Below are 14,036 nucleotides of genomic sequence, written 5' to 3'. Positions count from 1 at the left end.
GGAGTCTAACAGAACTTGTCACCATCTTGCTGCGAGGCGTTGTGCAAGGTTTGAGCGCGGTGCGCTGCCTTGCTGGCGTCTGTTGCACCAGAATGGTGACGGTTCTTCGAAGAATCAGGCGACGCGACGGAACACGTGGGTATCGTTAAATTCCTTGGTGCTCTGGCATTCGACGCAGAAACGGGATTCCGGACGGGCATGCAGCCGCTTGAGGGAGATCTCGTCACCGCAAGATTCGCAGTAACCGAAATCCCCTTCGCTGATGCGCTTCAATGCGCCCCGCAGCTTGCGCAGGTGCAACTTGTCGTGCTCGATGCGGTTCAGCTCCAGACGGCGGGCTTCCTCGATACTGGCACGGTCAATTTCATCAGCCATCTCGTTGGTGTCGGTGGCGATGGCCTGGCTGGCCTGGGAGTTCAGGCGCTCTTCGAGCTCGACGATCTGTCGCTCGATCTGCCCCTTGTAAAAGGCCAGTTGGTCTTCAGTCATGAAATCACACATACGATTAACTACCAGTCAGTTTACTAACCCAATTATCCCTGTTTATGGGGGCTGTCTGCCTACAGACCAAGCCCTTGTATCCCGATTTGCACCTGTTTCATGCAAGAGAGTGCAAATCAGGGCGGGCCTTGTACCAAAAAAATGCAGCCAAGCAAAGCAAATAGGATAAGGATTGTGCGCCCTTGCAAAAAAATGGTCCGTTCCTGCGGGGGATTGGTCGGGATCTGGCGTCCGCTTCACCCTCTGTTGGCATCGCCTTTGCAACGATGAGAGGGAGGCTTCGTACGGATTTGAGTGTTTAGTATTTGGTGCCGCCTTGGTCATTATATACGCCGTTATTTATAGTTTTTTAAACACGTCCGCTTGACATTGCCCTTGATGGCGGGCTTTTATGGTGATGTTGATTACAATTTTATAACAAGGGTGTTCCATATATTAGACACCCTTGCCAATGGCAACCGTAAAGTCGGGGTTTAACATGGACAGTATCAAAGGCTGGATGGAAAGCAATCGCATCACGGAAGTGGAGTGCCTGTTCCCGGATTTCACCGGCAACGCCCGGGGCAAGATCATCCCAGCCAACAAGTTTTTGCGCGAAGGGGGCATGCGTCTGCCCGAGGTGATTTTCACCCAGACGGTGACCGGCGAATATCCGGATGACGACAGCATGATCGACCCGCTGGAGCGGGACATGCAGCTCTATCCCGACCCCAACACCATCCGTTTTGTCCCCTGGGCGCTGGAGCCCACTGCACAGGTGATCCACGACTGTTTCGACGTCAACGGCAAGCTGATCGACATCGCGCCGCGCTCCGTGCTGCGTCGGGTTCTGTCATTTTACGAGAAGCAGGGCTGGAAGCCGGTGGTGGCGCCCGAGCTGGAATTCTATCTGGTCACCCGCAACGAAGACCCCGACTATCCGCTGGTGCCGCCGGTGGGTCGCAACGGCCGCCCGGAGACCGCCCGCCAGTCGTTCAGCATCGATGCGGTCAACGAGTTCGACCCCATCTTTGAAGACATGTATGACTACTGCGAGGCGCAGGAGCTGGAGGTGGACACCCTGATCCACGAGTCGGGCGCCGCCCAGATGGAGATCAACTTCCTGCACGGGGATGCCATCGATCTGGCGGATCAGGTGTTCCTGTTCAAGCGCACCATGCGTGAAGCCGCTCACCGCCACGGCATCTATGCCACCTTCATGGCCAAGCCGATGAGCGACGAACCGGGGTCGGCCATGCACATCCACCAGAGTCTGGAAGATGTGAACGGCCACAACCTGTTCGGCACTCCGAACGGCGGCAACAGCGAACAGTTCATGCACTTCATCGCCGGTCTGCAGAAATACACCCCGGCGGTGACCGCCCTGCTGGCCCCCAACGTCAACTCCTACCGCCGCCTCACCTTTGGCGAGAGCGCGCCGCGCAACGTCCAGTGGGGTGTCGAGAACCGCACCTGTGGTCTGCGGGTGCCCTTCTCCGACCCGAGCGCACGGCGGGTGGAGAACCGTTTCGCCGGTGCCGATGCCAACCCCTATCTGGCGCTGGCCGCCACTCTTGCCTGTGGCTATCTCGGCATGATGGAGAAGCTGGAGCCGCTGCCGGAGATGAAGTCGAGCGCCTATGACCTGCCCTACAGCCTGCCCCGCTCGCTGGAGGAGGCACTCAGCCATCTCGAACAGTGCGAGCCCATCAAGGAGATGCTGGGGGAGCGCTTCACCCGCGCCTTCGTCGCGGTCAAACGCAAAGAGTACGAGACCTACTTCGGGGTGATCAGTCGCTGGGAGCGCGAGTTCCTGCTGCTGAACGTTTGATCCCCCTGTAACGGGGAGGCCGGAGTCGGCCTCCCCGGTCCCTGTATCGAAGAGACCGGAACGCGAGTCAGGTGGCGGTAGCCACCTGTGAGTGGTTGTGGCCGAAAGAGCGCTGCGACCTAGATTGATTAACGATTGAATCTTGCCAAATCGAAGGCGCAGGGGAGTAACGAATGCAGCAGACACGCCGTGAGTGACTGTGGCTGCGAACGTGCCAACGCACCTGACTGTTTGACGACTGAATCTTGCTAAATCGAAGGAACCGAGGAGCAACAAATGCAGCAGACAACCCGTGAGTGGCAACAGCTGGATGCCAGCCACCACCTGCACCCTTTTACCGACTTTCAGGCCCTGAACAAGAAGGGCTCGCGCATCATCACCAACGCCAGCGGTGTCTATCTGGAAGATTCCGAGGGCAAACGCATTCTCGACGGCATGGCGGGCCTGTGGTGCGTCAATATGGGCTATGGCCGCCAGGAGCTGGTGGATGCCGCTACCCGCCAGATGCAGCAGTTGCCCTACTACAACCTCTTCTTCCAGACCGCTCACCCGCCGGTGATCGAGCTGGCGACCCTGTTGGCCGAGGTGACGCCAGCCCATCTCAACCACGTCTTCTTTACTGGCTCCGGCTCCGAGTGCAACGACACCGTGCTGCGGATGGTGCGCCACTACTGGGCCAGCAAGGGTCAGCCTGACAAACAGGTGATCATCAGTCGCCACAACGCCTACCACGGTTCTACCGTGGCGGGGGCGAGCCTGGGCGGCATGAAGGGGATGCATGCCCAGGGTGGTCTGCCCATTCCCGGCATAGTGCACATCGATCAGCCTTACCACTTCGGTGAGGGGCAGGGGATGAGCGCCCACGACTTCGGGCTGGAGCGGGCCCGTCAGCTGGAGCAGAAGATTCTGGAGCTGGGGGTGGACAAGGTGGCTGCCTTTATCGGCGAGCCGATCCAGGGGGCGGGCGGCGTCATCATTCCGCCCGACAGCTACTGGCCGGAGATCCAGCGTATCTGCGATCAATACGGCATCCTGCTCATCGCCGACGAGGTGATCTGCGGCTTTGGCCGTACCGGTCACTGGTTTGCCAGCGAAGGGTTTGGCATCAAGCCGGACCTGATGTGTCTGGCCAAGGGGATCACCTCCGGTTATCTGCCGCTCGGCGCAGTGATGGTGAGTGACCGGGTTGCCAAGGGGTTGGTGGAGGAGGGGGGCGAGTTCAACCACGGCTTCACCTACTCGGGCCATCCGGTCTCTTGCGCCGTGGCGGTGGCCAATATCCAGCTTATGCAGAAAGAGAGCATAGTTAAGCGAGTGCATGATACTATCGGCCCCTATTTGCAGCGCCGCTGGGCGGAGCTGGCCGATCATCCTCTGGTGGGAGAAACCCGAGGCAAAGGATTGGTCGCCGCGCTGGAAATCGTTGAGGACAAGCAGACCAACCGGCGTTTCCCGGCTCAGGCAAATGCGGGGATGACTTGCCGGGAGTTCTGCTTTAACAATGGCTTGGTGATGAGGGCGGTAGGCGATACCATGATCATATCGCCCCCCTTGGTCATCACCGAGGAACAGGTTGATGAATTGGTCGATCTGGCCAGGCGCAGTCTGGATCTGACAGCCGCAAAGCTGAAGGGTTGAGGCAGGTCGGGCAGGTTGGCATGCGCATACAATTTGCTTAGGAGACAAGGATGATGTCTTTCAAAACAGGAGTGATCGCTGCCTCCGTGGCTCTGGTCATGGCAAGTGCCGGAGCAATGGCTGAAGAGAAGGTGCTGCACGTCTACAACTGGAGCGACTACATAGCGCCGGATACCCTGGATAACTTCCAGAAGGAGACGGGGATCAAGGTGGTCTATGACGTGTTCGACAGTAACGAGGTACTGGAAGCCAAGTTGCTGGCGGGTAGTTCTGGCTACGACATCGTGGTGCCATCCAACCCCTTCCTAGCCAAGCAGATCAAGGCGGGCGTGTTCCAGAAACTGGACAAGTCCAAGCTCTCCAACTGGCAAAACATGGATGTCGACCTGCTCAAGGCGCTCGAGCCGAGCGATCCGGGCAACCAGTACTCCATCCCCTATCTGTGGGGCACCATCGGCTATGCCTACAACGCCGAGAAGGTGAAAGCCGTGCTGGGGGCCGATGCCCCGGTCAACTCCTGGGATCTGGTGTTCAAGCCGGAGAACATGGCCAAGTTGAAAGAGTGTGGCGTCTCCTTCCTCGATTCACCGACCGAAATGCTGCCGGCTGCCCTGCAATATCTGGGCTTCAAACCGGATAGCCAGAAACCGGCCGAGCTGAAGAAGGCTGAGGAGCTGTTCCTCTCCATCCGCCCCTATACCGCCTATTTCCACTCCTCCAAGTACATCTCGGATCTGGCCAACGGCAACCTTTGCGTTGCGGTCGGTTACTCCGGTGACTTGCAGCAGTCCAAGGCGCGGGCAGCCGAGGCCAAGAATGGCGTCGCGCTCACCTACACCATTCCGAAAGAGGGGGCAGGCAGCTTCTTTGACATGATCGCCATTCCGGCGGATGCCAAGAACGTCGAGGCGGCCCACACCTTCATCAACTACCTGATGAAGCCCGAGGTAATCGCCAATATCACCAACGTGGTGCAGTTCCCGAACGGCAACAAGGCTGCGACCCCGCTGGTGGATGAGGCGATTCGCACCGATCCGGGTATCTACCCCGATGCGGCAACCCTGCAGAAGATCTACACCTTCCCGGATCTGCCGGCTAAGGTGCAGCGGCTGATGACCCGCAGCTGGACCAAGATCAAGTCCGGCAAGTAAGTAACGAGTGCCCCTCCCGGTCCGCAGTTCGGCCGGGAGGGTAGTGATGCCATCCATCCGGATGGGCCGCGCGAATGGATGCGCAGACGGTCAACCACTGAAACAGGAGAACTGACACCGTGAATACAACCAGATTGCTAACCGTAGCGCTGACCATGGGATTGGCGAATGTGGCTCAGGCTGCCCCTGTGCTGCACTTCTACAACTGGTCTGACTATATCGGCGAGACCACCCTCAGCGATTTCCAGCAGGCGACCGGGATCAAGACCGTCTATGACGTGTTTGACTCCAACGAGACCCTGGAAGGCAAGTTGCTGACGGGGCGGACCGGTTACGATCTGGTGGTGCCCTCCAATAATTTCCTGGCCAAGCAGATCAAGGCGGGAGCCTTCCAGAAGCTGGATAAATCCCTGCTGCCCAATCTGGCCAACCTGGATCCCGTGCTGCTCAAGCAGCTCGACAAGGTGGATCCGGGTCATCAGTACGCGGTGCCCTATCTGTGGGGGACCAACGGCATCGGCTACAACGTCGACAAAATCAAGGTGGTGCTGGGAGTCGACAAGATTGACTCCTGGGCCACCATCTTCGAACCGGAAAACATGGCGAAACTCTCTCGCTGCGGCGTCGCCTTCCTCGACTCTGCCGACGAGATGCTCCCTGCTGCCCTCAACTACCTCGGGCTCGATCCCAACAGTCATGCGACGGGGGATATCAAGCAGGCCGAGGCGCTGCTGCTCAAGGTGCGGCCCTATGTGGCCTACTTCCACTCCTCCAAATACATCGGCGATCTCGCCAATGGCGACATCTGCGTGGCGGCCGGTTTTTCCGGTGACATCCTGCAAGCCGCTGCCCGCGCCGATGAAGCTGGCAAGGGGGTGAAAATTGCCTACAGCATTCCGAAAGAGGGGGGCAATCTCTGGTTCGACATGATGGCGATCCCGTCCGATGCCACCAATGTCAAAGAGGCGCACGCTCTCATCAACTACGTCCTGCAGCCCGAAGTGATCGCCAAGGTCAGCGACTATGTGGGCTATGCGAATCCCAACTCAAGGGCGGGCGAGTTTATGGATGAGGCGGTGCGCAACAATGAGGAGGTTTATCCCCCTCAGGCCGTGCTGGAGCGACTCTATGTGCAGGAAGCACATCCCCGCTCGGTACAGCGTCTAATCACCCGGAGTTGGACCAAGATCAAGTCCGGTACCTAACCTTGGTGCCCGTTCGGGGGCGCCAAATCGCTTTTATGGATCGGCCGCAAGGCTGGTATCACGTTGGGGAGTTTGGTAATGGCGATAGCCTCCAGTGCCTACAAGAAAGCCCTCGAGGGCAGTCAGCAGCGCAAAGAAGTGCTGGTGAAAATTGATCGGGTAAGCAAGCAGTTCGACGAAACGCTGGCGGTCGATAACGTATCTCTCAATATTCACAAGGGGGAGATTTTCGCCCTGCTCGGCGGGTCCGGTTCCGGCAAATCGACCCTGCTGCGGATGCTGGCCGGTTTCGAGCGCCCGACCGAGGGGCGGCTGTTCCTCGACGGGGTCGACATCACCGACATGCCCCCCTATGAACGCCCCATCAACATGATGTTCCAGTCCTACGCCCTGTTCCCCCATATGACGGTGGCCCAAAACATCGCCTTTGGCCTCAAGCAGGATGGCCTGCCCAAGGCCGAGATTGATGCCCGCGTGGAGGAGATGCTCAAGCTGGTGCAGATGACCCAGTATGCCCGCCGCAAACCGCATCAGCTCTCCGGTGGCCAGCGCCAGCGGGTGGCGCTGGCCCGTTCCCTGGCCAAGCGTCCCAAGTTGCTGCTGCTGGATGAACCCATGGGGGCGCTCGACAAGAAGCTGCGATCCAAGATGCAACTGGAGCTGGTGGAGATCATCGAGCGGGTCGGGGTTACCTGCGTCATGGTGACCCACGATCAGGAAGAGGCCATGACCATGGCGGAGCGGATCGCCATCATGCACCTCGGCTGCATCGAGCAGATCGGCAGCCCGATGGATATCTACGAGACCCCGGCCAGTCGGCTGGTGTGCGAGTTTATCGGCAACGTCAACCTGTTCGACGGCCTGCTGGTGGAGGATGAGCAGGATCACGCCACCATCGCCTGCGCCGATCTGGAGCAGCCCATCTATGTGGGCCACGGCATCAGCTCCCGCGCCGAAAACAAGAAGGTGACCTACGCCCTGCGGCCGGAAAAACTGCTGATGAGTCTGCAAAAACCGGAGGAGATCGAGCACCCGGACTTCAACTGGACCAAGGGTGAGGTCTATGACATCGCCTATCTGGGCGGTCACTCGGTTTATCACATCCAGCTGCCCTCGGGCAAAATCGTTCAGGCTTTCATCGCCAATGCCGAACGCCACGGCAAGCGGCCAACCTGGGATGACCAGGTGTTCCTCTACTGGGAAGATGACAGCGGCGTGGTGCTGCAATCATGAAGTTCTTGCAACGACTGAAGCGGGTCGGGGGGCGCCGATTGGTGATCGGCATCCCCTTCTTCTGGCTGTTCCTCTTCTTCCTGCTGCCCTTCGTCATTGTGGTGAAGATCAGTTTTGCGGAAGCGGATGTGGCGATCCCGCCCTACACCGACGTGGTGAGCTGGGCCGACAATCAGCTCACCATCCTGCTCAATATGGGCAACTACCTGCTGCTGCAGGAGGATGAGCTCTATATCGCGGCCTATCTGGGCTCCCTCAAGATGGCCTTCGTCAGCACTTTGCTCTGCCTGCTGATTGGCTATCCGATGGCCTACTCCATCGCCCGGGCCAACAAGGAGACCCAGACCGTTTTGCTGCTGCTTATCATGATGCCGACCTGGACCGCCATTCTGATCCGGGTCTACGCGTGGATGGGGATCCTCAGCAACAACGGCCTGCTCAATAGCGTCTTGCTGGGGATCGGGGTGATCGACGAGCCGCTGCAGATCCTCAACACCAACCTGGCGGTCTATATCGGCATCGTTTACTCCTACCTGCCCTTCATGGTGCTGCCGCTCTACGCCAATCTGGTCAAGCATGACCAGAGCCTGCTGGAGGCTGCTTCTGACCTGGGGGCCCGCAACCTGACCCGCTTCTGGCAGATCACGGTGCCGCTCTCCAAAAACGGCATTATCGCCGGCTGCATGCTGGTGTTTATTCCGGTGGTGGGGGAGTTCGTTATTCCGGAAATGCTGGGCGGCCCGGAGACCCTGATGATCGGTAAGGTGCTGTGGCAGGAGTTCTTCAACAACCGCGACTGGCCGGTCGCCTCTGCGCTGGCGGTAGTGATGCTGGCGGTGCTGATCATTCCGATCATCCTCTTCAACCGTAACCAGGCCAAAGAGCTGGAGGGCAAGGCATGATGAGACGTTTCGGTTTTGCCAAACTGATGCTCTGGCTGGGGCTGCTGTTTATCTACCTGCCCATGATCATCATGGTGATCTACTCCTTCAACGCCTCCAAGCTGGTGACGGTGTGGGGTGGCTGGTCGCTCAAGTGGTACTTCGGCCTGCTCGACAACAAGCAGCTGATTGGATCCGTGTTCCGCTCGCTGGAGATCGCCTTCTACACCGCGATCGCTGCAGTGGCGCTGGGGACGGTGGCGGCCTTCGTGCTGACCCGAATTCCCCACTTCCGTGGTCGCACCCTGTTCGGCGGAATGGTGACGGCGCCGCTGGTGATGCCCGAGGTGATCACCGGTCTGTCGCTGCTGCTGCTGTTCGTGGCGATGGCCCAGCTGGTGGGCTGGCCCGCCGAGCGGGGCATGCTGACCATCTGGATCGCCCACACCACCTTCTGTACCGCCTACGTGGCGATCGTGGTGTCGGCGCGCTTGCGGGAACTGGATCTCTCCATTGAGGAGGCGGCGATGGATCTTGGCGCCAAGCCGTGGAAGGTGTTCTTCCTGATCACTATCCCGATGATCGCCCCCTCGCTGGCGGCAGGCGGCATGATGTCGTTCGCCCTGTCGCTGGATGATCTGGTGCTGGCGAGTTTCGTCTCCGGCCCGGGCTCGACCACCTTGCCGATGGAGGTCTTCTCGGCGGTGCGGCTAGGGGTGAAACCCGAGATCAACGCGGTGGCCAGCCTGATCCTGTTGTCGGTATCGCTCTTTACCTTCGGCAGCTGGTATCTGATGGCCAAGGCGGAGAAGCGCCGTCGTGCCGAGATCGCCATGACCACCCAGATGCAGGCCGTCGTCTGACGCCATGATAAGATCCGCCTACTCTCGTCAACCTGGAGGATGAGTATGCGGATCTCCCTTTTTAGCGGTCGTGGCACCGAGCTGGTGCCCGGCCTCACCAGCGCCATTCACAAGCAACCGATCTCTGCACCAGTTCGCTGTACCTTTGCCGGTCTGGAAGGGGATGAGCAGTGTGACCTGCGCCACCACGGTGGCCCGGATCGGGCGCTCCACTACTATCCTGCCGATCACTATCTCTGGTGGCAGACCTGGCAAACCGCGCTGGGCCTGTCTGCGCCACGTACACCCTGGCAACCTGCCGCCTTTGGCGAGAACCTCTCCGGTATCGGGCTGACCGAGGCGCAAGCCTGCATTGGCGATGTCTATCGACTCGGTGAGGCGCTGATCCAGATCAGCCAGCCGAGATCCCCCTGTTTCAAGCTCAACCAGCGCTTTGGCTATGGCCAGATGTCCCAGGTGATGCAACTGAATGGTCGTTGTGGCTGGCTGCTGCGGGTGCTGGAGGAGGGGATGGTGTCGCCGGAGTCGGCCATGGAGCTGGTAGACAGACCCTATCCCGAACTGACGGTGAAGCGCACGGCGGACATTCTGTTCAATCAGGTGCGCAATGAAGCTGATCTACTGCTGTTGCTGGAGAATCCGGCCCTCTCACCCAACTGGCGCCAGCATGCAGCCGACTGGCTGGAGCATGGCACTGTGGCTGACTGGCAGCGCCGTCTGTTGGGACCGGCATCCCTGCGCCTGGCCTGACGGTCGGTTGCCGGAATGTCACCAGCTGGCTGCAGTCCGGTAAATGGGTGAAAAGAGTGCTGAATAGTTGAGCGAACGGCACTTTTTTTCCTGTCAAACGCAAAAAAGGCTTGTGTCGGGTCGGGGCTTTCGGTAAATTCCCGTCCCGCAGACATCGGTGTGTAGCGCAGCTTGGTAGCGCACTTCGTTCGGGACGAAGGGGTCGGAGGTTCGAATCCTCTCACACCGACCAAATTTGAAAAGGCCGCTCAATAGAGCGGCCTTTTTGCATTCATCCTTCCTGTTTTCCCGATTTTCTTTAGCTGCTGACCTGTTACCTGGCCAAGTGATCTGACTTGCAGTATGCAGGGTCGAAGCAAGACCACAGACATTAAAAGGGCCACCGCTCGGTGGCCCATCGGTGGAGTCTGATCCTGACTCCGGCACTCTAGATTGTGGCAATCTCGCTATGGGTCTTGTCTATGGTGCCCTCCTTGCGCGCCAGGCGCTTACTCAGATATGCCAGTGCTGATGCCGCAAAGCCTTGAAACTGTGTTGAGGCAGCAAGGCCGCGTGCTTGGGGTACTCACTAATGAAATGTTCTATTCCCTCCATCAGTTGTGCACGTAATGAAATCACGGGCTCATGCCAGGCTTGCAGGCATAGATGGCCGGGGATCAACTGCTCCTGATAATCTTCCAGCAGCTGTTCTGGCCAGGGTTCAATACCGGAATTGCGTTGCAGCAAATAGTGGGCGGCGGGTTCACGGGCATAAATGAACTGAATTTGGGCCAGATCGCGTTGGCATAGCGTTTGACTGTTGATATGACAGGTCAAATATTTTCCCGTTTTCAGATCCAGAAAGTGACCGCGTTGCCGACAGGGAACGATGCGATACCAAGGCAAGGGTGAGGAGAGAGAATACCCCTCAAGCTCCTGTTCCAACCAGTGGCGACACTCGGGTGTCTGCACCTCGTCGAGCATGGACTCGAGCTGTGTCAACAAGGCTCTGGATGGTTTGATGGCCGGTTTCGCACTCATCGCCTGCAATCCTCCCTCTGCACACAATCCCGACTATCAGTATGGACCTTGTTCGGCCAGAGGGGGTAAGGAATCTAATGATTAAAAGTGGATTAGCCGTGTGGTTTTTATGCACTAACTTGGTTCAACTCACCAGATAGGTGCCGGTGCCAAAGGCGATGTGGGTGCCCTCTTCGTTGTGCAGCTCCATCCTGGCGACGGCCACCTTGCTGCCAGCCCGGATGATGTGGGCGGTGGCGATAAACTCGTTGCCGCGCCCCGGCCGCAGGTAATCCACCCGCAGATCTATGGTGCCGAGGCGGGCGAAGCGCTCCTTGAGATAACTGGGGGAGAACTCCTCCAGCTCGTCGATGCAGGAGGCTGCGACGATCATGCCGCCCGCCACATCCAGCAGCGTGGCGGTGACGCCGCCATGCAGGATGTTGTGGAAGGGGTTGCCGATCAGCTTGTCGTCCATCTTGATGCGCAGTTCCACTTTGTCGAAGTCGTAGTGGGTCACCTGCATGCCGATCAGCTTGTTGAACGGCATCTTCTCGGCAAACAGGTTGGCAATGCCACTGAGCGCCATCTTCTTGAGCATCTGTTTCATTCTCTGATCCCAATCCTTGTCATCAAAGCCGAGTAAAAACTCCAGCCAGTCTGCAACAGTTTCTTAACAGTCGCAATGGCAGGTTTATTGTGGGCGGCGGCTGCTTTAGAATGGCGACCCCAAAGGAGAGCCCATGACCGCGATTGCCGAAACCCTGCCAGATCCTCAGCCAGAGAGTCCGCTTGCCCTGCTGCAGGCGGTCTTCGGCTATCAGCAGTTTCGGCCGGGTCAGCTCGAGATCATCGAGCAGATCGTCGCGGGGCGCGATGCGCTGGTGCTCAAGCCCACCGGTGGCGGCAAGTCGCTCTGCTATCAGATCCCGGCATTGCTGCGGCCAGGGCTCGGGGTGGTGGTCTCTCCCCTTATTTCGCTGATGAAGGATCAAGTCGACAGCCTGCGCGCCAACGGCGTAGCGGCGGTCTACATCAACTCGGCCCTCAGTCGGGAGGAGATGATCCAAAACTTCGCCGCCATGCGTCGCGGCGAGATCAAGCTGGTCTATGTCTCCCCCGAGCGCTTGCTGCAGCACGAGTTTATGGATCGGCTGGCCGAACTGCCGCTCGGGCTGTTCGCCATCGACGAGGCGCACTGCGTCTCCCAGTGGGGCCACGATTTCCGGCCTGAGTATGCGGCGCTGGGGCGGCTTAAACAGTGGTTCCCGCAGGTGCCTGTGGTGGCGCTGACCGCCACCGCCGATGAGGCGACCCGTAGTGATATGCTGCACCGCCTCGAGCTGAACGATCCCTTTATCCACACCGCCAGCTTCGATCGCCCCAATATCCGCTACAGCCTGGTGGAGAAGTTCAAGGCGGCCGAGCAGCTGCTGCGTTACGTGCAGAGCCAGAAGGGCAACTGTGGCATCGTCTACTGCTCCAGTCGCAACCGGGTGGAGGAGGTGGCCGAGCGGTTATCCCGCCACGGCTGCAAGGCCGCGCCCTATCATGCGGGGCTACCGCTCGAGCAGCGCCAGCAGACGCAGGATGCCTTCCTCAAGGATGACATCGAGATAGTGGTGGCGACGGTGGCGTTCGGGATGGGTATCGACAAGCCCAATGTGCGCTTCGTGGTGCACTACGACATCCCGAAGAACATCGAATCCTACTATCAGGAGACCGGCCGTGCCGGGCGCGATGGCACTCCCGCCGAGGCGCTGCTGCTCTACGATCCTGCCGACATCGGTCGGGTGCGCCGCTTGCTCGACAACATCGAGAATCCCCAGCAGTTGCAGGTGGAGCAGTACAAGCTCAACGTGATGGCGGCGTTTGCCGAGGCCCAGACCTGCCGCCGTCAGGTGCTGCTCAACTACTTCGGCGAGTACAACGACAAGCCGTGCGGCAACTGCGATATCTGCCTCGATCCGCCCAAAAGTTATGACGGCACCGAAGATGCCCAGAAGGCGCTCTCCTGCGTCTGGCGGGTGGGGCAGAATTTCGGGGTGGGTTATGTAGTGGAAGTGCTGCGCGGGTCGCTGAACCAGCGCATCAAGGATCACGGCCACGACAAGCTCTCGACCTACGGCATCGGCAAGGATCAGAGCCACGAATACTGGATGAGCGTGATCCGCCAGCTGATCCACAAGGGACTGCTGACCCAGAACATCACCCGCAATCTGGTGCTGCAGCTGACCGAAGCGGCCCGCCCCGTGCTGCGTGGCGAGGTGAAGCTGGAGTTGGCGGTACCCCGCCTGCAGCCTATCTCCAGCCGCAAGGAGAAGCGCAACGGTCTGCTCGACAATGCCAACTATGACAAGCGGTTGTTCAAGGAGCTACGCGGCCTGCGCAAGCAGATTGCTGAGGATGAAGAAGTACCGCCCTACGTGGTGTTCAACGATGCGACCCTGGTGGAGATGGCTCAGCTGATGCCGATGACCGAAGACGAGATGCTGGCTATCAACGGTGTCGGGCACCGCAAGCTGGAGCGCTTCGGCGAAGCCTTTATGGACCTGATCATCGACTACTGCCGTCGTTAGGGTCGATTAGGCAGCCTAATCGACCACGGTAAGCGCGGCTCGGAAGAACCTGGGGTTAGACGCGAGGTTATTTCAGGCTGGCGTAGAAGGCCGCCAGATTGTCGATATCCGCATCGGTCAGCGGCGCCATGAAGGGGTCCATCAAGGGCTCTTTGCGAGTGCCATCCTTGAACGCTTTCAACTGTTTCACCAGATAGGCTGCATTCTGACCCGCCAGATGGGGATAGTTGGGGATCATCGCCTTGCCTTCCACGCCGTGACAGGCGGCACAGACCGCGGCCTTGGCTTTGCCGGCTTCGATATCGGCAGCCTTGGCCTGATGACCCCACGCCAGTGCCAGCAGGGGCAGGGCATATACCCATTTTTGCATCTTCTTCTCCTTGAATTGAAAAATGATGGTTGCCAGTGAGCACAAGCATGGCTGAC

Annotated in this window: 13 protein-coding genes and 1 tRNA gene; 10 read left to right on the top strand and 4 right to left on the bottom strand. The window is 59.1% G+C overall.

What is annotated here, in order from left to right; all coding sequences use genetic code 11:
* Nucleotides 1–114: 114 nt before the first annotated feature.
* Nucleotides 115–501, bottom strand: a complete 387-nt coding sequence (locus ACTG2O_RS02570; protein ID WP_005356952.1) for a TraR/DksA family transcriptional regulator — start codon at nucleotides 499–501, stop codon at nucleotides 115–117.
* Nucleotides 502–979: 478 nt separating this feature from the next.
* On the opposite strand from ACTG2O_RS02570, the gene ACTG2O_RS02565 reads away from it, so the two are divergent.
* The 9 genes from ACTG2O_RS02565 to ACTG2O_RS02525 all read left to right on the top strand — a co-directional run bounded on the left by ACTG2O_RS02565 (nucleotide 980) and on the right by ACTG2O_RS02525 (nucleotide 10,264).
* Nucleotides 980–2,311 carry a glutamine synthetase family protein gene (locus ACTG2O_RS02565; protein ID WP_013723370.1) on the top strand — a complete coding sequence of 444 codons (1,332 nt, stop codon included), beginning with the start codon at nucleotides 980–982 and terminating at the stop codon, nucleotides 2,309–2,311.
* 276 nt (nucleotides 2,312–2,587) lie between these two features.
* Entirely contained in the window at nucleotides 2,588–3,949 is a 1,362-nt protein-coding gene (locus tag ACTG2O_RS02560; protein WP_439975299.1) for an aspartate aminotransferase family protein, read from the top strand.
* 53 nt (nucleotides 3,950–4,002) lie between these two features.
* Nucleotides 4,003–5,100 carry an extracellular solute-binding protein gene (locus ACTG2O_RS02555; RefSeq protein WP_005340709.1) on the top strand — a complete coding sequence of 366 codons (1,098 nt, stop codon included), beginning with the start codon at nucleotides 4,003–4,005 and terminating at the stop codon, nucleotides 5,098–5,100.
* Between the two features lie 119 nt (nucleotides 5,101–5,219).
* Nucleotides 5,220–6,305, top strand: coding sequence for a polyamine ABC transporter substrate-binding protein (locus ACTG2O_RS02550; RefSeq protein WP_439975298.1), 1,086 nt, complete (start codon nucleotides 5,220–5,222; stop codon nucleotides 6,303–6,305).
* A 78-nt stretch (nucleotides 6,306–6,383) separates the two neighbouring features.
* Nucleotides 6,384–7,538 (top strand): polyamine ABC transporter ATP-binding protein, encoded by a 1,155-nt coding sequence (potA, locus tag ACTG2O_RS02545; RefSeq protein ID WP_005340704.1) that lies wholly within the window; start codon nucleotides 6,384–6,386, stop codon nucleotides 7,536–7,538.
* Nucleotides 7,535–8,440: an ABC transporter permease subunit gene (locus ACTG2O_RS02540; RefSeq protein ID WP_005340703.1), complete on the top strand. Its 906-nt coding sequence runs from the start codon at nucleotides 7,535–7,537 to the stop codon at nucleotides 8,438–8,440. Before potA ends, ACTG2O_RS02540 begins: the two co-directional genes overlap by 4 nt.
* Nucleotides 8,437–9,282 (top strand): ABC transporter permease subunit, encoded by an 846-nt coding sequence (locus ACTG2O_RS02535; RefSeq protein ID WP_407705117.1) that lies wholly within the window; start codon nucleotides 8,437–8,439, stop codon nucleotides 9,280–9,282. The genes ACTG2O_RS02540 and ACTG2O_RS02535 overlap by 4 nt, the downstream gene beginning before the upstream one ends.
* A 45-nt stretch (nucleotides 9,283–9,327) precedes the next feature.
* The gene (locus ACTG2O_RS02530) at nucleotides 9,328–10,032 is read left to right on the top strand and encodes an MOSC domain-containing protein (protein ID WP_120416359.1); all 705 of its coding nucleotides are present in this window, start codon (nucleotides 9,328–9,330) and stop codon (nucleotides 10,030–10,032) included.
* Nucleotides 10,033–10,187: 155 nt separating this feature from the next.
* A tRNA-Pro gene (locus ACTG2O_RS02525) sits at nucleotides 10,188–10,264 on the top strand.
* Nucleotides 10,265–10,524: 260 nt separating this feature from the next.
* Here the strand turns inward: ACTG2O_RS02525 and ACTG2O_RS02520 are convergent.
* Together ACTG2O_RS02520 and ACTG2O_RS02515 are read right to left on the bottom strand one after the other, a co-directional pair.
* Entirely contained in the window at nucleotides 10,525–11,052 is a 528-nt protein-coding gene (locus ACTG2O_RS02520) for an AbiTii domain-containing protein (RefSeq protein ID WP_236285165.1), read from the bottom strand.
* A 124-nt stretch (nucleotides 11,053–11,176) separates the two neighbouring features.
* The gene (locus tag ACTG2O_RS02515; RefSeq protein ID WP_201298779.1) at nucleotides 11,177–11,641 is read right to left on the bottom strand and encodes a thioesterase family protein; all 465 of its coding nucleotides are present in this window, start codon (nucleotides 11,639–11,641) and stop codon (nucleotides 11,177–11,179) included.
* 133 nt (nucleotides 11,642–11,774) lie between these two features.
* Between ACTG2O_RS02515 and recQ the strand changes: the two genes are divergently transcribed.
* Complete coding sequence (gene recQ / locus ACTG2O_RS02510) at nucleotides 11,775–13,610, top strand: ATP-dependent DNA helicase RecQ (RefSeq protein WP_042081697.1); 1,836 nt, start codon at nucleotides 11,775–11,777, stop codon at nucleotides 13,608–13,610.
* Between the two features lie 67 nt (nucleotides 13,611–13,677).
* Here recQ and ACTG2O_RS02505 read toward each other — a convergent pair whose 3' ends face one another.
* On the bottom strand, nucleotides 13,678–13,980 hold the full coding sequence (locus ACTG2O_RS02505; RefSeq protein WP_005340687.1) for a c-type cytochrome: 303 nt from the start codon (nucleotides 13,978–13,980) through the stop codon (nucleotides 13,678–13,680).
* Nucleotides 13,981–14,036 lie beyond the last annotated feature (56 nt).

The sequence above is a fragment of the Aeromonas sp. 61P genome, from assembly GCF_051919545.1.
Classification (GTDB): domain Bacteria; phylum Pseudomonadota; class Gammaproteobacteria; order Enterobacterales; family Aeromonadaceae; genus Aeromonas; species Aeromonas veronii.
The sequence above is the reverse complement of the archived record's forward strand: the minus strand, read 5'-3'. Positions and strand labels throughout refer to the sequence as shown.